Source organism: Streptomyces sp. NPDC004327 (assembly GCF_042873935.1).
Taxonomy (GTDB): Bacteria; Actinomycetota; Actinomycetes; order Streptomycetales; family Streptomycetaceae; genus Streptomyces.
The window spans coordinates 362,599-385,008 of the sequence record NZ_JBIAME010000008.1; the positions used below are offsets into that span (position 1 = coordinate 362,599).

The 22,410-nt window shown below is 74.2% G+C and carries 18 protein-coding genes; 6 read left to right on the plus strand and 12 right to left on the minus strand.

Going from position 1 to position 22,410, the window contains the following annotated elements:
• Window positions 1-49: 49 nt before the first annotated feature.
• The 9 genes from ACFYU9_RS27770 to ACFYU9_RS27810 all read right to left on the minus strand — a co-directional run bounded on the left by ACFYU9_RS27770 (window position 50) and on the right by ACFYU9_RS27810 (window position 13,107).
• Window positions 50-1,441, minus strand: coding sequence for an aldehyde dehydrogenase family protein (locus tag ACFYU9_RS27770; RefSeq protein ID WP_389346419.1), 1,392 nt, complete (start codon window positions 1,439-1,441; stop codon window positions 50-52).
• Between the two features lie 865 nt (window positions 1,442-2,306).
• Entirely contained in the window at window positions 2,307-2,942 is a 636-nt protein-coding gene (locus ACFYU9_RS27775) for a class F sortase (protein ID WP_389213108.1), read from the minus strand.
• A gap of 130 nt (window positions 2,943-3,072) precedes the next feature.
• Window positions 3,073-3,762: a hypothetical protein gene (locus ACFYU9_RS27780; protein WP_389212540.1), complete on the minus strand. Its 690-nt coding sequence runs from the start codon at window positions 3,760-3,762 to the stop codon at window positions 3,073-3,075.
• 129 nt (window positions 3,763-3,891) lie between these two features.
• Entirely contained in the window at window positions 3,892-5,346 is a 1,455-nt protein-coding gene (locus ACFYU9_RS27785; RefSeq protein WP_389346421.1) for a CitMHS family transporter, read from the minus strand.
• Between the two features lie 125 nt (window positions 5,347-5,471).
• Window positions 5,472-7,772, minus strand: a complete 2,301-nt coding sequence (locus ACFYU9_RS27790; RefSeq protein WP_389346423.1) for a molybdopterin oxidoreductase family protein — start codon at window positions 7,770-7,772, stop codon at window positions 5,472-5,474.
• Window positions 7,773-7,873: 101 nt separating this feature from the next.
• The gene (locus tag ACFYU9_RS27795) at window positions 7,874-8,452 is read right to left on the minus strand and encodes a TetR family transcriptional regulator (RefSeq protein ID WP_389212534.1); all 579 of its coding nucleotides are present in this window, start codon (window positions 8,450-8,452) and stop codon (window positions 7,874-7,876) included.
• A 394-nt stretch (window positions 8,453-8,846) separates the two neighbouring features.
• Complete coding sequence (locus tag ACFYU9_RS27800) at window positions 8,847-10,112, minus strand: hypothetical protein (protein ID WP_389346425.1); 1,266 nt, start codon at window positions 10,110-10,112, stop codon at window positions 8,847-8,849.
• A 125-nt stretch (window positions 10,113-10,237) separates the two neighbouring features.
• Complete coding sequence (locus tag ACFYU9_RS27805) at window positions 10,238-11,035, minus strand: hypothetical protein (protein ID WP_389346427.1); 798 nt, start codon at window positions 11,033-11,035, stop codon at window positions 10,238-10,240.
• A complete protein-coding gene (locus ACFYU9_RS27810) occupies window positions 11,032-13,107 on the minus strand; it encodes a right-handed parallel beta-helix repeat-containing protein (RefSeq protein WP_389346429.1) in 2,076 nt (691 codons plus the stop codon). Before ACFYU9_RS27810 ends, ACFYU9_RS27805 begins: the two co-directional genes overlap by 4 nt.
• 162 nt (window positions 13,108-13,269) lie before the next feature.
• Between ACFYU9_RS27810 and hmgA the strand changes: the two genes are divergently transcribed.
• The 3 genes from hmgA to ACFYU9_RS27825 all read left to right on the plus strand — a co-directional run bounded on the left by hmgA (window position 13,270) and on the right by ACFYU9_RS27825 (window position 16,688).
• The gene (hmgA, locus tag ACFYU9_RS27815) at window positions 13,270-14,601 is read left to right on the plus strand and encodes a homogentisate 1,2-dioxygenase (RefSeq protein ID WP_389212526.1); all 1,332 of its coding nucleotides are present in this window, start codon (window positions 13,270-13,272) and stop codon (window positions 14,599-14,601) included.
• Between the two features lie 36 nt (window positions 14,602-14,637).
• Window positions 14,638-15,387 carry a GntR family transcriptional regulator gene (locus tag ACFYU9_RS27820; RefSeq protein ID WP_389346431.1) on the plus strand — a complete coding sequence of 250 codons (750 nt, stop codon included), beginning with the start codon at window positions 14,638-14,640 and terminating at the stop codon, window positions 15,385-15,387.
• A 77-nt stretch (window positions 15,388-15,464) separates the two neighbouring features.
• Window positions 15,465-16,688 carry a type ISP restriction/modification enzyme gene (locus ACFYU9_RS27825; protein WP_389346433.1) on the plus strand — a complete coding sequence of 408 codons (1,224 nt, stop codon included), beginning with the start codon at window positions 15,465-15,467 and terminating at the stop codon, window positions 16,686-16,688.
• Window positions 16,689-16,726: 38 nt separating this feature from the next.
• On the opposite strand, the gene ACFYU9_RS27830 is transcribed toward ACFYU9_RS27825, so the two are convergent.
• Window positions 16,727-17,440 (minus strand): TetR/AcrR family transcriptional regulator, encoded by a 714-nt coding sequence (locus ACFYU9_RS27830; RefSeq protein ID WP_389212520.1) that lies wholly within the window; start codon window positions 17,438-17,440, stop codon window positions 16,727-16,729.
• A 97-nt stretch (window positions 17,441-17,537) separates the two neighbouring features.
• On the opposite strand from ACFYU9_RS27830, the gene ACFYU9_RS27835 reads away from it, so the two are divergent.
• A complete protein-coding gene (locus ACFYU9_RS27835) occupies window positions 17,538-18,503 on the plus strand; it encodes an ATP-binding cassette domain-containing protein (RefSeq protein WP_389346435.1) in 966 nt (321 codons plus the stop codon).
• Window positions 18,500-19,276, plus strand: a complete 777-nt coding sequence (locus ACFYU9_RS27840) for an ABC transporter permease (protein WP_389212516.1) — start codon at window positions 18,500-18,502, stop codon at window positions 19,274-19,276. Before ACFYU9_RS27835 ends, ACFYU9_RS27840 begins: the two co-directional genes overlap by 4 nt.
• Window positions 19,277-19,428: 152 nt before the next feature.
• On the opposite strand, the gene ACFYU9_RS27845 is transcribed toward ACFYU9_RS27840, so the two are convergent.
• A complete protein-coding gene (locus ACFYU9_RS27845; protein WP_389212514.1) occupies window positions 19,429-19,701 on the minus strand; it encodes a hypothetical protein in 273 nt (90 codons plus the stop codon).
• A gap of 275 nt (window positions 19,702-19,976) precedes the next feature.
• Here ACFYU9_RS27845 and ACFYU9_RS27850 point away from each other — a divergent pair, with 275 nt between their 5' ends.
• Complete coding sequence (locus ACFYU9_RS27850) at window positions 19,977-21,575, plus strand: serine/threonine-protein kinase (RefSeq protein WP_389346437.1); 1,599 nt, start codon at window positions 19,977-19,979, stop codon at window positions 21,573-21,575.
• 4 nt (window positions 21,576-21,579) lie between these two features.
• On the opposite strand, the gene ACFYU9_RS27855 is transcribed toward ACFYU9_RS27850, so the two are convergent.
• Window positions 21,580-22,386, minus strand: a complete 807-nt coding sequence (locus ACFYU9_RS27855; RefSeq protein ID WP_389212510.1) for an SGNH/GDSL hydrolase family protein — start codon at window positions 22,384-22,386, stop codon at window positions 21,580-21,582.
• Window positions 22,387-22,410: the final 24 nt, after the last annotated feature.

Below are 22,410 nucleotides of genomic sequence, written 5' to 3' on the forward strand. Positions count from 1 at the left end.
GGTCGGTGCGGCGGTCTGTGCGGCGCTCTGTGGGGCGGTCGAAACCCGGTCAGAACTGCAGGGACCTGGTCTGGAGGTACTCGGCCAGGCCGTGCGCGCCGAGCTCGCGGCCGACGCCGGACTGCTTCCAGCCGCCGAAGGGGGCCAGCGGGTTGAACCGGCCGCCGTTGATGTCGACCTGGCCGGTCTCCATGCGGCGCGCGAAGGCGACGGCCTCCGCCTGCTCGCCCCAGACGGCGCCGGCGAGCCCGTACACGGTGCCGTTGGCGATGGCGAGGGCGTCCGCCTCGTCCTCGTAGCGGATGATCGAGACGACCGGGCCGAAGATCTCCTCCTGGGCGATCGTCATGCCGGGCGTGACGTCGGCGAAGACGGTCGGGGCCACGTAGTAGCCGGTCTCGCGCGGGGACTCGGGGCCGCCGGCGACCAGCCGCGCGCCTTCGGCGAGGCCCTGCTCGATGTAGCCGCGGACCCGGTCGCGCTGCCTGGCGTTGACGAGCGGGCCGACCCGCTCGCCCGGCACGTACTTGGCGACGGCGGCCGCGGCGAGCGCGACCGCCTCCTCGTACTGGTCGGTGTGCACCAGCATCCGGGTCCAGGCGCTGCACGTCTGGCCCGAGTTGGACATGACGTTGGCGACGCCGACGGCGACGGCCTTGCCGAGGTCGGCGCTCGGGAGGATGACGTTGGCGGACTTGCCGCCGAGTTCCAGCGCGACCCGCTTGACGGCGCCGCCCGCGAGCGCGCCGATCCGCCGGCCGACGGCGGTCGAGCCGGTGAACGAGACCAGGTCGACGTCCGGGTGCTCGGCGAGCGCCTGCCCGGCGACCGCGCCGACCCCGGTGACCAGGTTGAACACCCCGGCCGGCACCCCGGCGTCGTGCACCGCCTCCGCGAACAGCTGGGCGGTCAGCGGGGTGTCCTCGGCGGGCTTGAGCACGATCGTGCAGCCGGCGGCGAGCGCCGGGGCGACCTTGGCGACGATCTGGTGCAGCGGGTAGTTCCACGGCGTGATCGCGGCGACCACGCCGACGGGCTCGGAGTAGACCGTCGAGTTGCCGACCTTCTCCTCGAACGGGTGCGTCGCGGCCAGTTCGGCGTACGAGCCGGCGACGGCGATCGGCAGTCCCGTGTGCACGGCGGCGGCGAGCTGCGGCGGCGCGCCGAGCTCGGTCGTGACGGTGGCCGCGATCTCCTCGGCCCGCGCGGCGAGCCCGTCCCGCAGCGCGCCGAGGCGCGCGGCCCGCTCGGCCGGGGCCGTCGCCGCCCACCCGGCCAGCGCGGTCCGCGCGGCGCGCACGGCGGCGTCGACGTCCTCGGCGTTGCCGGCCGGGACGTGCGCGACGACCTCCTCGGTGGCCGGGTCGATCACGGCGATCGTCTCGGCGGAGGCGGCGGGCCGCCACGCTCCACCGATGTACATGCCGTCGTGGGCCTTCATCAGCGGTGTCTCCTCTGGTGTCGCGGGCCGCCGGGGCGGGGGCGGGCGGCATCGGCGTCGTGCCGCCGGTGTCCGTGCCGGTGCGGGGCACCGGCCCGCCCAAACTAGCGCTGTTAGTTTTTGAGCGCCAGGCCCTTCCGGTCGCACACGACCGATCCTCGCCCCCGCCCCCACACCCTGTCCACGGCCCGCCCGGACAGCCGTGCCGGGCGCGAACTGGGGGATTCCACCTTGCCGGGGGCGACGGAACGGGCCACTCCCCCGGTGACGGCCCGGCCCGAACCCGCTCCGGCTCCCGGCGCCCGGCGCCCGGCGCCCGAGGGTGTGATGAGGCGCGCGGACGGCGGCACGGGCAGGGCCAGGGGCACAGACAGGGGCAGGGGTGCGGGCAGGGGTGCGGCCAGAGGCACAGGCAGGGGCACCCGCAAGGGCACGGCCAGAGGCACAGGCAGGGGCACCGGCAAGGGTGCGGAGCAGCATGCCCATGACCCCTTCGCCGAGGCCCTGGACGGCGGGCCGGCGGACCGGCCGGCCACGGAGCGGGCCCGCACGGGAGCCGAGTGTCCCGGACCGGCCGCTCTGCTGCCGTCCTCGGGCGGCTGCACCCGGAGGCTGCGCGCGATCCCGAGGAGGGGCGGGACCGGCTGTTCCGGGCGACGGCGGGGCCGCTCGGCGAACTGGCGGTGGAGCGGCCCGTGATGCTGGCGCCGGACGATCGCCACGCGGCGGACGCGGGCTCCTTCCGGCTCCTCGATCATCTTGCGCGCCCGGCCCGGGCGCCCGGAAGCGGTTGGCAAGTTCTCGCCAGCCGCTCCTGCCCGGCCCCTGATCTGTCCGGCCCCTGATCTGTTCGCCCTCGCCCCGCTCACATCTTGCGGTCCACCCCCGTCAGATGGGCGAAAACCACGATGTTCGCCTCGTAGCCCTTCTTCCGGTCGAAGGTGCCGCCGCAGGTGAGGAGGCGGAGTTCGGGGCGGGTGGCGGGGCCGTAGACCTCGGAGTCGGGGAAGGACGACTTGGCGTACGTACGCACGCGGTCGACGGTGAAGACGGCGACGCGGCCGTCGGCGCGGGCGACGCGGATGGTGTTGCCGGCGTTGAGCGAGTTGAGGTTGAGGAAGATCGCCGGGCCGGTGCGGGTGTCGCGGTGGCCGACGACGACGGCGGTGCCGCGTTCACCGGGGCTGACGCCGTTCGCGTACCAGCCGACGACCCTGGGGTTGTCGACGGGCGGCGTGCCGAGGCGTCCGGAGGCGTCGACGCCGAGGCCGACGACGGGGGCCTCGATGGTGATCGCGGGGACGGCCAGCATGACGGGCCGTGACCGGCCGAGGGGCGCGGGCGGCGGCTGCGGTTTGACCGCCGGCCGGGGCGCGGGGCGGGGCGCGGCCGGGTGGGCCGGGGCCGCCGCGCCGCGCACGGCGGGCCCCGCGGCGAGCGCGGGGCCGGGTGGCGATCCGTCGTCCTGGGCCCACCAGATTCCGCCGGTGACCAGGGACATGGTCACGACGACGGTTCGGGCGAGCCGGACGAGCCGTCGCTGCCGGCGGGCGGCGCGGCCGCGCGGGTGGGGGCGGCGCCCGCCGGCCGGGACCCGGCCGGCGGTGGCCGGCCCGCGCGGGGGAACGGACCTACGCGGCGCCATCGTTGCGGCGGCGCGAGCGGCGGATGAGGATCAGGCCCGCGGTGCCCGCGAGACCCGCGGCGATGGCCGATCCGACGCCGAAGGCGGCGCTGTCGTCGGCGGGGGCGGTGGTGTCGGCCGCGCCACCGCCGCCGGCGCCGACCGGGCCGTGCGGCGGCTTGTGGTGGCCGTGGCCTCCGGTGCTCCCGCCGTTGTTGCCGCCCCCGTTGTTGCCGCCGCCGTTGTTGCCGCCGCCGGGGCCGCCGCTCGGGCAGTCGACCTTGAAGACCTTGTGCTTGCCGGCCCCGTGCTCACCCTCGAAGGTCCAGGTGAGCTTGTACATGCCGTTGGGGAGTTCGAGGTACTGGTCCTCGTTCTGGGGGGTGCGGCCCGCGCCCGAGTTGAGGACGATGTGACCGCTGAGGGTCGGGGAGTCGGCCTTGGGCGGCTGCGGGGCGATCTCCCAGTCGACTTCCTGGAGGGTGTCGAAGTTGAACGCGGCGAGGTAGAAGTGGCAGACCTTGGGCTCGTTCCTCGGGTCGTCGGTGGGCGTGCCCACCTTGTGGATCTTGACATCGCCGTTGTCGCCCGGGACCGGGGCGGCGAACGCGACGGGCGCGCCCGCCAGGGCGAAGGAGCCGATGGCGAGCGCGCTCGCCGTGGTGGCGAGCAGGGGGCGGAGAGCCTTGACGGTCATGCGGGGATTCCTCCACTCGTAGCGATCTCGGACATATAGCCGATAATCTGACTATTGGTCATCCCGTGACTGCGGAGGGTGGCAACCGGGCCGTGCCACCCTCCGACTTCCACCCGAACGAACCAGCGACTAGATGATCCCGAAGAGGATGCCCGCGGCCAGCACCACCAGCGAGGTGAGCGCCGCCCACTTCACCGTGAACCGGGTGTGGTCGCCGAACTCGACCTTCGCCATGCCGACGAGCACGTACACCGCGGGGACCAGCGGGCTCGACATGTGCAGGGCCTGGCCGACCAGCGAGGCGCGGGCGATCTCCAGCGGCGACACGCCGTGCGCCGCGCCGGCCTCGGCGAGCACCGGCAGGACGCCGAAGTAGAAGCCGTCGTTGGACATGAAGTACGTCAGCGGGAGGCTGAGGAGGCCGGTGACCAGGGCCATGTGCGGGCCCATGCCGTCCGGGATGGCGCCGACGAGCCAGTCGGCCATGTGCTTGACCATGCCGGTGCCGGTGAGCACACCGGTGAAGACGGCGGCGGCGAAGACCATGCCGGAGACGTTGAGGACGTTGTCGGCGTGGGCGGCGATCCGGGCCTTCTGCTCGGCCATCTTCGGGAAGTTGACGGTGAGCGCGAGCGCGGCGCCGAGCAGGAACAGCACCGGGATGGGCAGCAGCTCCATGATCATCGCGGTGAGCAGCACGGCGGTGAGGCCGGCGTTGAACCAGTACAGCCGGGGGCGCAGCGTCGCGCGCTCCGGGTCGAGGCCCTGGAAGCCGTCCTCGGCCCCGTCGGTCCCGGCCCCGTCGGCCCCTGCGGGCAGGTCGCCACCGGCGCCCGTACCGCAGGTCCCGGTACCGCCGTTCTTGGCACCGTCGGTCTTGATCCCGCCGGTCTTGGTACCGCCGTCGCCGCCACCGGCCTTGACCAGGACCGTCTCGGTCTGCGGGGTCAGCACCGCGTCCAGGCTCAGGTAGCCGATGCGCTTGCGCTCGCGGCGGCCGAGGACGTAGGCGAGGGCGAAGACGAAGACCAGGCCGACGCCGAGCGCCGGGATCATCGGGACGAAGATGTCGGCGGCGTCGAGCTTGAGCGCGGTGGCGGCGCGGGCCGTCGGGCCGCCCCAGGGCAGCGTGTTCATCACGCCGTTGGCGGTGGCGGCGACGCCCGTCATGACGACGAGGCTCATGCCCAGCCGCTTGTAGAGCGGGTACATCGCCGAGACCGTGATCATGAAGGTGGTGGAGCCGTCGCCGTCGAGCGAGACGATCGCGGCGAGCACCGCCGTACCGACCACGACCCGCACCGGGTCGGCCTTGCAGAAGCGCAGGATGCCGCGGACGATCGGGTCGAAGAGGCCGACGTCGATCATGACGCCGAAGTAGACGATCGCGAACATCAGCATCGCGGCCGTGGGCGCCAGCTTGCCGACGCCCTCGATGACGTAGTCGCCCAGCTGGGCGCCTTGTCCGACGGCGACGCAGAAGAGCGCGGGTATGAGCACGAGCGCCGCGATCGGCGACATCTTCTTCATCATGATCAGGACCAGGAAGGTCGCGATCATGACGAAGCCGAGGATGGTCAGCATGGAGGACACCTCACGTCACGTTCACCCTTGAACTGCCGCCAGAGCGGCGGTGCGGATGACGGTAGGTGCCGCGTAAAGGCGTTAACAAGATGTTGACGCGTGAGCAATACGAGCAAAACCCCAGGTCACAGCACGGGTGATACGCGCACGGGGAAGCCGTTGAGGACGGCGGTGCCCGACAGGGGGTCGAGCCGGGAGCCGTCGAGGAGCTGGTTCACGTTGACGCCCGGGCGTGCGGCGGCGACCGTCGTCCGGGTGCCGGGCCGGTCGTGGCCCCAGCCGTGCGGGAGGCTCACGACGCCGGGCCGTACGGTGTCGGTGATCTCGGTCTCGGCGGTCAGCTCGCCGCCCTCGCCCGTGATCCGGGCGGGCGCGCCGGCCGTCAGGCCCAGGCGCTCGGCGTCCTCGGGGTGGACCTGGAGGGTGCAGCGGTTGGAACCGCCGGTGAGCGCGGGGATGTTGTGCAGCCAGCTGTTGTTGGACCGCAGATGGCGGCGCCCGACGAGCCGGAGGGTGCCAGGCTCGGGGACGTCGCGCAGGGCCGCGCGCAGCCGGGGCAGGTCGGCGGCGATCGGCGCGGGCAGCAGCTCGACGCGGCCGCTGCGGGTCTTGAGCGGTCCGGGCAGCCGCGGCCGGAGCGGGCCGAGGTCGATGCCGTGCGGGGCGGCGCGCAGCACGTCGAGGGTGAGGCCGCCGGAGCCGCCTCCGTCCGCCGCGTCGCGGAAGCCGCCGTCCCTCGCGCCACGGGAGCCCCCGTCCCTCGCGTCGCGGGAGCCTCCGTACGGGCCGAGGCGCAGCATCAGGTCGAGGCGCCGTTCGGGTCCGGTGGCGCCGGTGAGGCGGGCGGCGACGGCCTTCGGGTCCTGCCCGTACACCGGCGAGTGCTCCTGGGTGACGGCCTTGGCGAGCGTGGTGTCGATGGCGAGGTCGTCGACGGCGGACGGCGGCGCGCCGTGCATGCCGGAGACGGCGAGGATGAGCCGGGCATGGATCTCGCACTCGTCCATGCGGCCCTCGGCGAGCGGGACGGCGGCGGGCGTGTAGCGGACCTGGTTGCGGACGGCGAACTGGTTGAAGGCGAAGTCGAAGTGCGCGCTCTGCGAGGGCGGCGGCGGGGGCAGGACGACGTCGGCGTGGCGGGTGGTCTCGTTGAGGTACGGGTCGACGGCGACCATGAGGTCGAGGGAGCCGAGCGCGGCGTCGAGGCGCCGCCCGTCGGGGGCGGAGAGGACGGGGTTGGCGGCGACGGTGATCAGGGCGCGGATCCTGCCCTCCCCCGGGGCCCGCTCGGGGGTGTCGATCTCCTCGGCGAGGGCGGCGAGCGGGAGTTCGCCCTTGGCCTCGGGGTGGCCGGAGACGCGGCTGGTCCAGCGGCCGAGCGCGAAGCCCCTGCCGGGACCGGCCGGCCGGGGCGCGGGGACGGTGGCGGAGAGCGGGAAGAGGGCGCCGCCGGGCCGGTCGAGGTTGCCGGTGAGGACGTTGAGGACGTCGACGAGCCAGTTGGCGAGGGTGCCGTACGCGACGGTGGAGGAGCCCATCCGGCCGTAGACGGCGGCGGCCTCGGCGGCGGCGAGTTCGCGGGCGGTGGTACGGATGGCGTCCGCGGTCAGGTCGCAGGCGGCGGCGACGGCCTCGGGGCTGAAGTCCCTTACCGCGTGCCGCACTTCCTCCACGCCTTCGACGTGGTCGGCGAGCGGGCCGAGGCGGACCAGGTCCTCGGCGAAGAGGGTGTGGACGAGCGCGGCGAGGAGGAGGGCGTCGGTGCCGGGGCGCGGCGCGAGGTGGCGATCGGCGAGGCGGGCCGTGCGGGTGCGGCGCGGGTCGACGACGGTGAGGGTGCCGCCGCGGCGGCGCAGGGCTTTGAGGCGGCCGGGGAAGTCGGGGGCGGTGCACAGGCTGCCGTTGGAGTCGAGCGGGTTGGCGCCGAGCATCAGGAGGTGGTCGGTGCGGTCGAGGTCGGGCACGGGGATGGCGAAGGCGTCGCCGAAGAGCAGTCCGCTGGAGACGTGCTTGGGCATCTGGTCGAGCGTGGAGGCGGTGAAGAGGCTGCGGGTGCGCAGGGCGCCGATGAGGAGGGGCGGGTAGAGGGCGCCGGCGACGGTGTGGACGTTGGGGTTGCCGAGGACGAGGCCGACGGCGTTCGGGCCGTGTTGCTCGATGAGCGGGCGGATGCGGGCGGCGACGAGGGCGAAGGCCTCCTCCCAGGTCGCCTCGCGCAGGGCGCCGTTCTCGCGGACGAGGGGGCGGGTGAGCCGGTCGGGGTCGGCGTCGACCTCGGGGAAGGCGGCGCCCTTGGGGCAGATGAAGCCCTGGCTGAAGACGTCGTCGCGGTCGCCGCGGGCGGCCGTGACCCGGCCGCCGTCGATCGTGAGGGTCAGCCCGCAGGTCGCTTCACACAGGGGGCAGATGCGCAGGGCGGTGGACATGGCGGTCTCCCTGGGGCGGCGACGGCGTGCGGCGGTGGGCGCGCGGGCTGGCGCGAGCATACCGACCGGTAGGGAGGTGGGACAGCCCTCGTGTCCGCGGCCTACGACGACAGCGAGGGGCCGAGATAGGAGTGGAGCAGCTCGCGGGTCTCGGCGATCAGGGCCGGGTCGCCGGCCGGGTCGGCGCGGAAGGCGAGCCGGAGCAGGGCGTCGGTGGCCTCGACGCCGACGAGGACCTTGCGGCGCAGGACGTCGTCGGCCGGATGGCCGAGCGGGGCGGCGAGGAGTGCGCAGATGCGGTCGGCGACGAGGAGGTTGGGGTCCTCGTCGCCGGCCTCGCCGGGGGCGGGGACGCCGAAGTCGACGAGGGCGAAGCCGGGCACGGTCCGCTTCATCCCGATGTACGCGTCGAGGACGGTGTCGATGGCCCCTGCCGCGTCGACGGCCGGCAGCGCGGCGAGGCCGGCGGTGATGCGGGTCGCGTAACTGTCGAGGTTGCGGTGGGCCAGGGCGGCGGCCATGGCCCGCTTGTTGCCGAAGAAGCGGTAGACGGAACCGATGGGCACGCCCGCGCGGGCGGCGACGGCGCGGGTGCTCAGCTGCTCGTAGCCGGTCTCGTCGAGGAGCGCGGCGCAGGCGTCGAGGATCCGGGCCAGGCGTTCGGCGCTGCGCTGCTGCACGGGCGCACGGCGGAGGGCGGGTCCGGCTGCGGCCCGCCCGCGGAGGGGCGAGTGCGGGGACGACGACTGCGGGGTGAGCGAGTGCGGCGTGGGCGAGTGCGGCGTGGGCTGGGGCACGGGGACATCATGCCGTTCCGGTCGGGGCGGGGCGACGGGCGGGCGAGAGGCGGGCGGACGGAGGGGCGACGGGTGGCCGGGAGATGAGCGGCGGGAGGGCGACGGGTTCTCGGGAGGTGGGCGACGGGAGGCGGGGGCAGGGGCGAGGGCGACGGGGGCAGGGGTGCCGGGGGGCAGGGGCGAGGGTGACGGGGGCAGGGGACGGGGGTGCCGGGGGCACGGGGCGAGGGCGGCGGGGACAGAGGGCGAGGGAGGACTGGTGGGGCACCGGCCGGCGTCAGGCGATGAGCAGTCCGATGCCGCCGAGCGTGTACGCGATCATCAGCGCGAACAGCGGGAGTTGGCCGGCGACGGCCCGGGCGGGCGGGAAGAGGCGCGCGGAGCGGTCGTGCGCGGCGACGACGCCGAGGACGTGACCGGTGACGATCGCGGCGACCTGGAGGGTGGCGAGGCCGCCGGGGCCCAGCGGCGGGGCGGGCGAGGGGGCGTTGTCAGTGCCCACTGCCATGATGACGGTACGTGGCCCTTCGGTGACGAAGAGCGAGAAGTAGTGGGCGACGAGGTAGCCGAGGGCGATGGGCACGAGCGAGTGGGCGAAGGAGGTGAGGGGTGTGGTGAGTTCGCGGTTCAGCAGGCGCAGAGCGCCGGCGCACAGGCCGTAGAGCGCGGCGACGAGGGCGACGGCGGCGAGCAGTCCGAGGGTGGCGGTCGGGGTGCGGCCGAGGGATGAGGTCTGGAGGGTGGTGATCCAGCGGGGGTTGTCGGAGAAGCCGTCGTAGGCGGTGGAGCCGAGGAGGACGCAGACGGTGGCGACGAGGCCGGGCGCGGGCGGGGTGGCGTCGAGGCCGTTGAAGGGGGAGCGCAGGACGAGCCTGCCGTCGGCGCGGCGGCCGAGCGGGGAGAGCCGGGCGAGAAGGGAGGAGTAGACCTCGAAGGGGTCGGCGCGGGCGAACCAGTCGGGGCCGTGGCGGGCGGCGCCGAGCAGCTGGACGGCCGTATGGACGGCGAGGGCGGTCAGGAGGACGGGGGCCGCGGTGTTGTCGGGGGAGACGAGTTCGAGCCAGGTGAAGAGGAGCAGTCCGGCGGCCGCGGGCCGGATGCCGAGCCGGGGCGGCAGCGGGCGCGGCGGGCGCCGCCGGGCGGGGAGCAGTGCGAGCAGGGTGCGCAGCGGGTTGAGGAGGCGCCAGACGGGGCCGAGGAGAAGGGAGGCGGGGACGAGTCCGACCCAGAGGAGTACGTAGACGGCGCCGGGCGCGGGGTTGCGGTCCGGGTCGTCGGGGCCGAGGAGGAGGTGGAGGACGAGCGCGAGGCCGGCGGCCGCGCCGAGCAGGCGGAGGGCGGTGCGGGTGGCGGGGGCGTCGGCGAGGCGCTGGACGGCGGCGGGGAGCGGGCGGCCCGCCCGGTCGCCGCGGAACCGGGAGGCGGACCAGAGCAGGCCGAGCGAGAGGAAGGAGACGAACAGCGCGGCGAAGGCGCCGGCGTAGGCATAGAAGGGTGAGAGGGGCAGGTCGTGCTGGGCGCCCACGCCATGGGCGAGCGGCATCGGCACCGACGGTGACATCGGGAGCGGCGGTGACGTCGGGAGCGGCAGGAACGGGGGCGCCGGCATCGACACCGACATCGACATCGGCGACGGCGCCGGCGCCGGTCCGAGTGCGGTGAGTGCCGTCATCGGACGACCAGTTGGGTCAGCACGAGTCCGGACTCGTGGGTCTCGACCTCGAAGAGGCCGGTGCGGTCGAGGGTCAGGGTGAGGGTGGCGGCCCGGCCCGCCGGGAGGGGCAGTTCGCGGTCGTAGCCGTGGACGTGGAGGGTGTCGGCGCGGTCGCTGGTGACCGTGAGGGTGAGGCGTTCGCCCTTCGTCAGTTCGACGCGGGAAGGAGGTGGTTGTACGGAGTCGCCGGTGACGGTGATCGTGACGGTGCGGCCGACCACCGGGGAGGGCGCCGTGGTCGGGTCGGCCGGGGCGGACGGGTCGGGGGCGCCGAGGCGGACGGTGGTCTCGACAGGGCGGCCGGCGACGGCCCAGGCGGTGTGGTCGTCGGCGTAGAGCCGGGCGGTGAGGGTGCAGGCGCCGGCCGGGACATGGGCCCAGGGGCCGTAGGCGCGGGCGGTCTCGCGGCCGTCGAGGAGGAGGCGGACGTGGCCCCGGCCGGGCAGGGCGGCACCGCCGACGCTCTCGGGGGTGAAGCGGAACCTCTCCACGAGGAGGTGGACGTTCCAGCCGCCCTCGCTGTCGGGGCGCGTCTCGATCCGCACCGCGGGCGCGCCGTCGGCGGGCACCTCGCGGAGCCGGTGGCCGGTGCTGTCCTCGGCGGCGAGGAGGGTGCCGTTGCCGCCGGTCGCCTCCTGGTGGCTGGTGCCGGGCTTGTGGTGGGTCGTGGGGCGCCCGCCGCAGCCCGCGGCCAGGGCCGCGCCGAGGGCGAGGACGAGCGCGGCGCGCGCCGCGCGGCGGCGGGCGGTCACGCGGCACCGCCGACGGGGGCGGAGGGGGTGGGGGTGGGCGCGGGGGTGAGGGGTCCGGAGGGGCCCGGGGTGCGGCGGGCGCCCGCCACGATCACCGCCCACAGCACCCACACCACCCCCACGAGCCCGCGCACCCAGGCCGGGCTGAGCGGGATCCAGGGGATCATCAGGACCGTCTTGTCGAAGGCGTCGAGGAGGGTGAGGACGCCGAGGGCGATGGTGGTCCCGGCGAAGACGCGGCGGTGCGGGCGCAGGGCGACGCCCAGGAGGGTCCACCACAGGCCGGTGAGGAGGAGGGCGAGCCCGGGGAGCGGGGTGGGCGTCAGGGAGAGGGTGGAGGCGGTGACGTCGAGGGCGAGGCCGAGCAGGCCGAGGACGGTGGCCGTGGCCGCGAGGCGGCTGCCGCGGAGCCGGCGGCGCCAGAGGGTGGTGCCGACGAGGGCGAGGACGGCGGCGGCGCCGAGGGCGAGCTGGGTCTCGACGCGGTGGATGCCGCGCGCGCCGTACCAGTCGCAGCCCGCGGGCAGCCGGCGGGCCTGGACGTTGTAGTCGGCGCAGACGAGGAGTTGGGCGAGCTTGACGGGTTCGCCGGCGAGGCGGCGGGTGCCGCCGGAGACCTCGCCCCAGCGGGGGCCGCAGGCGGGGCGGGCGTAGGGGGTGCCGGCGCCGGCGTCGGACTGCCAGCAGTTGCCGCCGCCCTGGCCGTCCCACCAGACGTCGGTGCGGTTGGGGCGGGGGTTGCCGGCGCGGTCGGTGCCGAGGTGGTTGCCGGCGTAGCGGTTGTGGTGGGAGGTGTCGGTCTGCTTGCCCCAGGCCGATTCGCCGCGGATGAAGGCGGGGACGGCGCTGAGGAAGAAGGCGGCGCGCTGCTGGCCGTAGATCCAGTTGTTCTCGTAGAGGTTCCAGTTGCCGCCGGCGGTGATGATGCCGGTGCCGGGCGGCATGGAGATCTGGGGGCAGACGACGCCCTCTTCGTAGCCGCGCTCGACGGGCGGCTTGGCGCAGGTGCCGTCGGCGACGTGGCGGTAGTAGTTCTGGTTGTTGTCGTGGATCAGGTTGCGTTCGAAGCGGGCGTGGTTCTGCGGGAGTCCGGGGTGGCCGGGGAAGGCGGAGTCCATGGAGGCGCCGCCCATGTTGTGGTCGAACTCGTTGTCGTGGACGTAGACGGAGTCTCCGGCGGTGCCGCTGTAGCCGACCATGTTGTGGTGGCTGCGGCAGCCGGTGATCTCGATGGAGTGGCGGGGGACGTCGTAGCCGCGGCCGTCGTTGATGTTCGAGGCCGAGCCGGGGTAGATGCCGGAGTCGCCGTTGCCGTAGGACTCGCAGTTCTTGTAGAGGCCGTGGTCGGAGGCGAAGGTGAGGAAGCCGTACTCGTCGTTCCAGCGGGTGAGGACGTCGTCGATGACGAAGCCGTCGCCGGCGAGGACGTAGAGCGAGTTGAAGGTCGTGCGCTGGGCGGTGAAGTTGCGGAAGTAGATGCCGTCGGAGGTGTCGGCGCGCAGGGCGTTGAGTTTGGCGTACTTGGCGTCGATGACGACGTCGAGGCGGGAGGCGCCGGTGCCCTCGATCTGGAGGTTCTTCTTGCCGAGGATGGCGACCAGGTTCTGGTTGTGCGGGCACTGCTTCTGCTGTGCGTAGCTGAGGATCTGGTAGCCGAGGGCGGACCTGGGTGCCTTGAGGGCGGCGCAGGCGCCGGTGGGCGCGGGCAGGGAGGGCTCCTCCTCGTAGAGGCCGGGGAGGATCGCGATGGTCATGCCGGGGCGGTCGACGGCGTCGACGGCCTGCTGGAGGTGGCGGTAGCCCTGGCGGGCGCAGCGTTCGAAGAGCGCGAGGTTGCGGGTCTTCAGGGCGGCGGGGAAGCCGGCGACGCGGCGGGCGAAGTCGGCCCGGTCGGTCTTGCAGACGAGGAGGTCGGGTTCTCCGGTGCGCCGGACGGGCACGCTGCCGGAGCCGTCGGGGAGGGTGACGGGCCGCTCCTCGTGGGCTTGGGCGGCGGGGGCGGCGAAGAGGGCGGCGGCGAGTGCCGCGAGCACGACCGAGAGCGCGAGAACGAACCGTCGGGTCCATGACATGGCGTGGAGAGTAGAGGATTGTTCATCTTTTGGAACCCCTCGTGCACCGACCACGTCAAAGCAGCCCCGCCGAACCGGTGCCGGAGCACCGTTGACGCGAGCGGGAGCGGAATCCTACGGTCATGCATAGGATTGTTGTGAGCGTCAGGACAGGAGCACACGATGCACGCGCTGAACGCGGAACAGGCCACCAAGACGGCCGACGCACTGACCTACAGCACGGGATTCGGCAACGAGCACAGCACCGAGGCCGTCCCGGGCGCCCTCCCCGACGGGCGTAACTCGCCGCAGCGGGCGCCGCTCGGCCTGTACGCGGAACAGCTGAGCGGCAGTGCCTTCACCGAGCCCCGGGCGCACAACCGGCGCTCGTGGCTCTACCGGATCCGCCCCTCGGCCGCCCACCCCCCGTTCGTCCGGATCGACAACGGCGCCGTGCGCAGCGCGCCCTTCACCGAGACCGTGGCCGACCCCAACCGGCTGCGCTGGAACCCGCTGCCGGAGCCGGCTCCCGGTACGGACTGGCTGGCGGGCCTGTGGACGCTCGGCGGCAACGGCGACGCGGCCCAGCGGGCCGGCATGGCCGTGCACCTCTACCACGCGAACGCGCCGATGGAGCGGGTCTTCAGCGACGCCGACGGCGAGCTGCTGATCGTCCCCGAGCGCGGCGGGCTGCTGCTCCGCACCGAGCTGGGCCTGCTCGCGGTCCGCCCGGGCGAGGTGGCGCTGGTCCCGCGCGGGGTCCGCTTCCGCGTCGAGCTGCTGGACGACACGGCCCGCGGTTACGTCTGCGAGAACTACGGCGCCCCGTTCCAGCTGCCCGACCTCGGCCCGATCGGCGCCAACGGCCTGGCCAACGCCCGTGACTTCCGTGCGCCGGTCGCCGCGTACGAGGACGTCGAGGGCCCCGTCGAGGTCGTCAACAAGTACTGCGGCAACCTCTGGTCGGCGACCTACGGCCACTCGCCGCTGGACGTCGTCGCCTGGCACGGCAACCACACCCCGTACGTCTACGACCTGCACCGTTTCAACGTCATCGGGACGATCTCCTACGACCACCCGGACCCGTCGATCTTCACGGTGCTGACCTCGCCGTCCGACACGCCCGGCCTCGCGGGCGTCGACTTCGTGGTCTTCGCCCCGCGCTGGCTGGTCGGCGAGGACACCTTCCGGCCACCGTACTTCCACCGCAACGTGATGAGCGAGTACATGGGCCTGATCGAGGGCGCCTACGACGCCAAGACCGCCGGTGAAGGGGGCTTCGTGCCGGGCGGCGGCTCGCTGCACAACATGATGTCCGCGCACGGCCCGGACCGGGAGACCTTCGACAGGGCCAGCGCCGCCGAGCTGAAGCCGCACAAGATCGACGACGGCCTGGCCTTCATGTTCGAGACCCGCTGGCCGGTCACCGCCACCGCCCAGGCGGCCGGGGCCGACCACCTGCAGCAGGGTTACGACGACGTATGGCAGGGTCTGGAGCGCCACTTCCGGCCGTGAGGCCCCATCGTCGTCGTACGGAGTACGGAGATCGCCGTGACCGCCTTCGCCCCCGACTCGCTGGTCCTGAACCGGAAGCTGCCGCTCTGGTACCAGGTCTCGCAGTCGCTGCGCGCCTCGATACTGGGCCGCACCCCCGACGCCTCGCTGCGGCTGCCCACCGAGGAGCAGCTCGCCGCGCACTACGGCGTGAGCGTGCTGACCATGCGCCAGGCCCTCAAGGAGCTGGAGGAGGAGGGCCTGATCAGCAGGCACCGGCGGCGCGGCACCTTCATCGAGCCGGGCGCCCGGCGCTCCACCCCGCGCCGGCTGCTGGGTTCGATCGACGCGATCGTGGCCCAGCAGTCCGGCGAGCGGACGACCGTTCTCGGGCACGGCACCGAGCCGGTCCCCGGTGAGCTCGCCGAGTACTTCCCGAAGGCCGACGAGGTCGCCGTGTTCCGGCGGCTGCGCGCCGACGGGGAGAGCGGCGAGCCCACCAACTGGGCGGAGAACGCGGTGCTCCCGGAGATCGCCGCCGGCATCGACCCGGCCGATCTGGAGCGCTGGCCGATGACGAAGGTGCTGCGGGACGTCGTCGGGGTGCGGATCAGCCGGATCACCGACACCGTCGAGGCCCGGCTCGCCGACCCGGAGACCGCCCAGCTGCTCCAGGTGCCGCTGCTGTCGCCGATCCTGCACTACACGGGCGTGACGTACGACGAGGAGGGCCGGGTCGTCGACGTGGCCCGGATCCGCTACCGCGGCGACCGCTTCTCCTTCACCGTGACGGTGGAGGCCGACTGACGCCGCGACGGCGGAGGGCCACCGACAGGACCGGGATCCGCTGACGGGCTGGAGGCGCACGGAGGGGCGTCGTTAGCATGCGGGGCGTGACGCAGCAGCCGGTGCCCGTGGACGAACTGCCCCTGCTCGACGACCTCATGCCGTGGTCCGTGGCCCCGCTGCGGCTCGGCCGCTCCTGGATCGTCGCCCCGGACCGGCGCACGCTCAGGGCCCGCTGGGACCGGCTCGCCGCGGCGCGGGGCGCGGAGCGGGAGGCGCTGTTCCGGTCCAGCCGGGCGCGGACGCCGGCGAGTTCGGTGGCGGCGCTGCCCGGACAGCGCACCGGCACCGTGCGCCTGGCCCGGGAGCCGGGCCCCTGTCCGGAGCCCGTACGGCTCGCGCACGGGCCCTTCGACGAGCAGTGGCTGCTGCCCGACCACCGGCTGATCGACGCCGCCCGGCCCGAGTTGTGGCGGGTCGCCGACGAGCACCAGCTCTTCGCCGTGGAGCAGGGGTACGTGCCGGGCGCGGCCGGGCCCGCGCTCCTGGTGACGGCGGCGCTGCCGGACGGCCGCTCCCCCGCGGGCCGCCCGGGCCGGATCCGCCCGCTGTTCCGCCGTCCCGGCGGCCTGGAGCCGAATCTGGCGCCCGGGCTGCTGCCGCTGCTCGCGACGCGGTACGGGTACGGGGTCGGGCCCGCGGACCTCGTGGCCTGGGCGGTCGCGGCGGGCGTGCCGTCGCCCGCCGGGTGCCGGGTGCCGCTGCCGGCGGACCGGGAGGTGTGGGCGGCGGGCCTGGCACTCGGCCACGCGCTCGTCGAGGTGCAGCTGCGCGGGGCCCGGGGCGGGGAGCGGCCGCGGCTGCCGGGCGGCCGCCGGCCGTATGTGCGGGCCGCGGTCCCCGCCCGGCCGCGGGTGCTCGCGTACGACCCGGGCGAGGAGGCGCTGAGCCTGGACGAGGGCCGGATCTCGCCGGTGCCGGCCGGGGCGTGGGAGTTCGAGGTCGGCGGGGCGCGGATGGTCGAGCAGTGGTTCGCGCACCGGACCGCGCCGGCCGAGCCGGGGAGCCTGGAGGCGATCGGCCCGTCGGCCTGGCCGCAGGAGTGGACCTCGGAGCTGCTCGAACTGATCACGGTGCTCGCCCTGCTCGCGGAGCGCGAGCCGGAGCGCAGGGCGCTCACGGCGCACGCCGTGGCGTCCGGGCTGGGCCGGGGCGCGCTGCGGGCGGCCGGGGTGCTGCCCGTACCGGACGGGGCGCGCCGGCCCGCGTCCGTGCTGGACCATCAGGAGGAGGGCCCGGAGGGGCAGTTCATGCTGCTCTGAGCGCCCGGGGGCAGTTCAAGCTGCTCTGAGCGCCCGCGTCAGGGCCGTGGTTCGAAGGAGTCGAGGAGCCGGGCGAGGGTCTGCTCGAAGATCTCCTCGGGGTCGACGTGTCCCGGCGACGCGGCGAGCAGTCCGGCGAGGTGCGGGTACCGGCCGGTCATCACCTGCTGCATGAGATACGCGCCGCGCACCGCCTGCTCCTCCTCCTCGCTCCAGGGCAGGCCGCGGGCGCGCTCCGCCATGGCCTGCTCGTTGCGGACGGTGGCCATGACGGTGCCGTTGATCAGGGCGACGAGCTGCATCTTCAGGCCGGGCTCGATGGCGAGCGGCGCCAGCGCGCCCAGGCACCACTCCAGATAGCGCAGGGCGTTCGGGCTGAAGCCGTAGGCGGTGGTCATGATCCGGGTGAGCCAGGGGTGCCGGTACATGATGGCGCGGGTCTGCCGGGCGAGTCCGGTCATGTCGGCGCGCCAGTCGCCGCTGGGGTCGCCGAGCTCGTACTCGCCGCTGACGGCGTCGACCATCAGCTCGTACAGGTCCTCCTTGCGCGGCACGTAGTTGTACAGCGACATGGTGCCGCAGCCGAGGTCGGCGGCGATGCGGCGCATGGAGACGGCGTCGATGCCCTCGGTGTCGGCGATGCGCACGGCCGCGGCGACGATGTCGGCCCGGCTGTAGGCCGGTCTGGGGCCGCGGCCGGTGCGCTCGGGGCGCGCCCAGATCACTTCGGGTTCGGCCGGTCGGCCCGCCATCACTCATCACCTCGTCGCCCCTGCGTCGTCCCATCGTAATGACGCCCCTCGCCGCCCTTGGTTACGTACACCGTACGTAATGCGCTATGGTCGCGCCATGACTACTACGTACGCTGTACTTAGTGAGGGTCTGCAGAAGCGGTACGGAGACGTCCACGCCCTGCGCGGGCTCGACCTCGCCGTGCCCGAGGGCACGGTCTGCGGTGTGCTCGGACCCAACGGGGCCGGCAAGACCACCGCCGTGCGGGTGCTCACCACGCTCGTGTCACCCGACTCCGGCAGCGCCCGGGTCGCCGGGTGCGACGTGGTGCGCGACCCGGCCGGGGTGCGCGGGCGGATCGCGGTCACCGGGCAGTACGCCTCCGTCGACGGCGACCTGACCGGCGCCGAGAACCTGCGGCTCTTCGCGCGGCTGCTGCGCGCCCCGCGCTCGCGCGCCGACGAGCTCCTGGAGCGCTTCGGGCTCGCCGGGGCCGCCGACCGCCCGGCCCGCACCTACTCGGGCGGCATGCGCCGCCGGCTCGACCTGGCCGCGAGCCTGATCGTCCGGCCGCACGTGCTCTTCCTCGACGAGCCCACCACCGGGCTCGACCCGCGCAGCCGCAACGAGATCTGGGACGCCGTACGGGGGTTGGCGTCCCAGGGCACGACCGTGCTGCTCACCACGCAGTACCTGGAGGAGGCCGACCAGCTCGCCGACGAGATCGTCGTGATCGACGAGGGCCGGGCCGCGCACCGCGGCACCCCGGCCGAACTCAAGGCGCTGATCGGCCACTACGCCGAGGTGATCGTCGCCGACCCGTCGCACCTGAAGGCCGCGGCCGCGGTGCTCGACCGGCTCACCGGCTCCGCGCCGGCGCTGGACGCCGAGGCCGGCACGGTCGGCGCGGTCACCACCGACACCACCCTCACCCTGCCCCGGATCGTCCGGGAGGCCGACGCGGCCGGGGTGCACCTGATCGACGCCTCGCTGCGGCCGCCCACGCTCGACGAGGTGTTCCTGCGCCTCACCGGCCGCACCCCCGCCGACGCTCCCGAGAAGCAGAAGGAGGCCGCCGCATGAGCGCCCTCGTCCACGACGGCACCGCCATCCTCGGCCGGCACCTCCAGCGGATCCGGCACGCCCCGGCCCTGACGGTCATGACGCAGACGATGCCGATCGTCTTCCTGCTCTTCTTCGGATATGTCTTCGGCTCGGCGCTCGCCATGCCGGGCGCCGACTACCGGGCCTATCTGGTGCCGGGCATGCTGGTGGCGACGGCCGCGAACGGCATGATGACCGGCATGTTCCAGGCCGCCCAGGACACCCACCGGGGCGTCACGGACCGGCTGCGCGCGATGCCGGTGAGCCGGGCCGCGGTGCCGCTCGGGCAGTCGCTCGCCGACCTGGTCACCAGCGCGGTCGGCCTGGTGCCGCTGGTCCTGGTCGGGCTCGCGATGGGCTGGCGGATCGAGGGCACGGCGCTGGAGGCGCTCGGCGCCTTCGGGCTGCTGCTGCTCTTCCGCTGCGCGATGACCTGGGTGGGAATCCTGTTCGGGCTCGCCTCGCGCAGCGAGGAGGCGGCCAGCCAGCTGGGCAGCGGCGTCTTCATGCTGCCACTGATCTCCAACGCGTACATCCCGACCGCCGGGATGCCCGCCTGGCTGCGCACGATCGCGGAGTGGAACCCGATCTCGGCGGTCACGACGGCCGTGCGGGACCTGTTCGGGAACGCGGAGGTGCCGGCGGACGCGGCCTGGCCGGTCGCGCATCCGGTGGCCGGGGCGCTGCTCTGGTCGCTCGCGCTGATCGCGGTGTGCGCGCCGGCGGCGGTCAGGCGCTACGCCCGCACCTGAGACCGTGCCGGGAAAGGGTCCGCGGGCAGGAGAAGACGCCGGACGGGCGGGGACACGTCCGGCGTGTGGTCAGGAACGGGCCGCGGGCCGAGCGGGTGCGGGCGGGAGCGGTGCTGCGTCGGGGTTCGCGGGTGCCCGGCCCGGACGGCCCGTCAGCCGTGGCTGCCGAAGAGCGAGCGTCGCAGTCGGCGCAGCGGGGCGAAGAGCGAGACCCGCGAGCTGCGGCTGCGGTGGCTGTGCGCCGCCGCCTCGCGCGGACGCGACGTCAGCTCCCGCATCAGCAGCGTCGCCTCGGCCGCCTCGCGCTGCGGTATGGCGGGGCCGCCGAGCACCGCGAGATGGCGGTCGAGGCGCGAACTCGTCGCGCTGCTCCCGCAGGTGATGGCAGGCACACGCGGCCTGCTGCGCATTGCTATCTGTTCCATGTCACTCCCCACCCGTACGAGGGCACCCGGCCCGGGCAGGTTAACCCTATCGCTCTGCTACGACACCCGTGTATTCCGGCCGCAGGATTCACCGTCCAGTGAAGGGGGTTGACGATCACTGTCCGAATCCGAGTGGTTCCAGGGAGAGTTGGACAGGGATCGAACACCTGTCGAACCGTCATGAACCATCCTGCCCGCCCCTCCCCCACCCGCGCGCTCACGGCCGGGTGTGATCTCCGCCACCAAAACCGGCGGGGCTCGGCTACCGTGGAGTGATGACGCTCATCGCGGGTCGCTACCGGCTGCTCGACGTGCTCGGCGAAGGCGGCATGGGCACCGTCTGGCGCGCCCGTGACGAGGTCCTCGCCCGGGAGGTGGCGGTCAAGGAGGTGCGCGCCCCGGCCGGCCTGCCCACCGAGGACCGCGAGCGGCTGTACGCGCGCCTGGAGCGCGAGGCCCGCTCCGCCGCCCGCATCACCGACCGCAACGTCGTCACCGTCTACGACGTGGCGATCGACGACGGCCGCCCGTGGATCGTGATGGAGCTGGTCCGCGGGCTGACGCTGGCCGAGACCCTGGAGGCCGAGGGTCCGCTGCCGCCCGCGCGGGCCGCGCACGTGGGTGTCGGGGTGCTCGCCGCGCTGCGCGCCGCGCACGCGGCCGGGGTGCTGCACCGGGACGTCAAGCCGGCCAACGTGCTGCTCGCCAACGACGGCCGGGTGGTGCTCACCGACTTCGGCATCGCGGCCGTGGCGGGCACCTCGCCGCTCACCATGACCGGCGAGCTGATCGGCTCCCCCGAATACCTCGCGCCGGAGCGCGCCCTGGGGCGCACGCCGGGGCCCGCTGCCGATCTGTGGTCGCTCGGCGTGCTCCTCTACACCGCGGTCGAGGGCGTGTCGCCGTTCCGCCGCGAGACCCCGCTCGACACCCTGCGGACGGTCGTGGACGAGGAGCCGGCCCTGCCCGTGCACGCGGGGCCGCTGGCGCCGGTCATCGAGGGCCTGCTGCGCAAGGATCCGGAGCAGCGGACGCAGGCGGCGGCGGCCGAGGAGCAGTTGCGGCTGATCGCGGCCGGCGGCGCGCCCCGCACGGAGCCGACGCGGGTGCTGCCGACGCCGCCGGCGCCGTACGCGGCCTTCCCCGGGGAGGGCGCGGGCGGCGGCGGGCCGACGACGCCGGGCACGACCGCTCCGCTGCCCGCGCCCGGGCCGGAGCCGAGGCGCGGCCGCCGGGCGGCGTGGCTCGCGGGGATCGCGGCGCTGCTGCTCGTGGCGGGCGGGCTGACGTACGCGGCGCTGCGGGACACCGGGAAGGACGAGACGCCCACGCCGCCGCCGGTGACGACGAGCGCACCGACGACCGCGCCGACGACGGCCCCGCCGACCACGGCGAGCCCGAGCCCCTCGCCGAGCGCGTCGACGACCGCGCCGGTGAACGCGCTCGTCTCGGTGCGGGCCGTGCGCGACACGTACGCCGGGAGCTGTCCGCCGGCACAGGGGACCGGGCCGCAGTTCACGGCGACGTTCACGGTGGACCGGACGCCGGCGACCGTCTCGTACCGCTGGACGACGGAGAGCGGGCAGGCACAGGACACGGTGTGGCGGACGCTGGAGTTCCCGGCGGGCTCGGACACCGAGCAGCAGGTGACGCGGGAGCAGTCGGCGTACGGGCCGGGGGCGGTGGTGCACGACCGGATCCGGGTGGAGATGCGGGAGCCGGTCGCGCGGCAGTCGGACTGGGTGGTGTTCTCGGTGACCTGTGCGAGCGCCACGACCACGCCGTCGTCCCCGCCGCCGAGCACGGGGACGACGGCGGGTTCGGCCGCGGGGACTTCGGGGACGCCCGGGACGGCGTCCCCGGCGGGCGGCTGACCGGCTACGCGGCGCCGTTGAACGTGGGCAGGTAGCCGCCGGACTGGCCGGCGGCGGTCGGGTGGTACGACTCGCCGATGTTCAGCCAGTTGACGCTGTGCAGCCAGGACGAGCTCGAGCAGATCTCGTGGCCGGTGAAGGCGGAGACGACGCTCGCGAAGGTGTAGCCGTGGTTGGCCGCGCGCTTGGCGGTGGCCGCGTTGAGGTAGTCGGAGGCGTCGTTGATGGCGCGTCGCTCGTTCTCGCTCAGGCCGGCCACGCAGGTGCCGTTGAGCTGGTAGAAGCGCGGGTAGCCGAGGACGACGACGTGGGCGTTGGGGGCCTTGGAGCGGATGGCCGAGTAGACGGCGTCGAGCTTGCCGGGGAGCGTGGTGTCGACGTAGCTCTTGGCCTGATTCACGCGGTTGATACAGGTCGCCTCTGACTGCAGGACACAGGTCGTCATGACGTCGGAGAAGCCGGCGTCGTTCCCGCCGATCGTGATGGAGACCAGGTCGGTGGCGGCGGAGAGCGGACCGAGCTGGTTGGCCGTCACATCGCCGGTCACGGCGCCGGAGCAGGCGGTGAAGGCGAACGAGGAAGGGGCGTTGGCGTTCTTCCAGAGCACCGGATACGCCTTGGTGGAGCGCTTGCAGTCGCCGCTGGCGCTGTCGTAGCTGCCGGAGCCGACGCCGGAGGAGTACGAGTCGCCGAGCGCCACGTAGTCGAGGGCGGCGGACTCGGCGGCCTGGGCCGCCCCGGCCCCGGTGAGGGCGAGGACGAAGCCGAGGAGGAGCGAGGACGAAATGGCCGTAAAACGCGACAGTTTCATGAAACCTCCCTGTAGCAGGATCTC

Coding starts and splice junctions, on each gene's coding strand:
- ACFYU9_RS27835 (WP_389346435.1), top strand. CDS start 17,538: ATGACTACTACGTACGCTGTACTTAGTGAGGGTCTGCAGAAGCGGTAC.
- ACFYU9_RS27830 (WP_389212520.1), bottom strand. CDS start 17,440: ATGGCGGGCCGACCGGCCGAACCCGAAGTGATCTGGGCGCGCCCCGAG.
- ACFYU9_RS27825 (WP_389346433.1), top strand. CDS start 15,465: ATGCGGGGCGTGACGCAGCAGCCGGTGCCCGTGGACGAACTGCCCCTG.
- ACFYU9_RS27850 (WP_389346437.1), top strand. CDS start 19,977: ATGACGCTCATCGCGGGTCGCTACCGGCTGCTCGACGTGCTCGGCGAA.
- ACFYU9_RS27790 (WP_389346423.1), bottom strand. CDS start 7,772: ATGTCCACCGCCCTGCGCATCTGCCCCCTGTGTGAAGCGACCTGCGGG.
- ACFYU9_RS27780 (WP_389212540.1), bottom strand. CDS start 3,762: ATGACCGTCAAGGCTCTCCGCCCCCTGCTCGCCACCACGGCGAGCGCG.
- ACFYU9_RS27770 (WP_389346419.1), bottom strand. CDS start 1,441: ATGAAGGCCCACGACGGCATGTACATCGGTGGAGCGTGGCGGCCCGCC.
- ACFYU9_RS27800 (WP_389346425.1), bottom strand. CDS start 10,112: ATGCCGCTCGCCCATGGCGTGGGCGCCCAGCACGACCTGCCCCTCTCA.
- ACFYU9_RS27810 (WP_389346429.1), bottom strand. CDS start 13,107: ATGTCATGGACCCGACGGTTCGTTCTCGCGCTCTCGGTCGTGCTCGCG.
- ACFYU9_RS27855 (WP_389212510.1), bottom strand. CDS start 22,386: ATGAAACTGTCGCGTTTTACGGCCATTTCGTCCTCGCTCCTCCTCGGC.
- ACFYU9_RS27845 (WP_389212514.1), bottom strand. CDS start 19,701: ATGGAACAGATAGCAATGCGCAGCAGGCCGCGTGTGCCTGCCATCACC.
- ACFYU9_RS27785 (WP_389346421.1), bottom strand. CDS start 5,346: ATGCTGACCATCCTCGGCTTCGTCATGATCGCGACCTTCCTGGTCCTG.
- hmgA (WP_389212526.1), top strand. CDS start 13,270: ATGCACGCGCTGAACGCGGAACAGGCCACCAAGACGGCCGACGCACTG.
- ACFYU9_RS27775 (WP_389213108.1), bottom strand. CDS start 2,942: ATGTCCCTGGTCACCGGCGGAATCTGGTGGGCCCAGGACGACGGATCG.
- ACFYU9_RS27840 (WP_389212516.1), top strand. CDS start 18,500: ATGAGCGCCCTCGTCCACGACGGCACCGCCATCCTCGGCCGGCACCTC.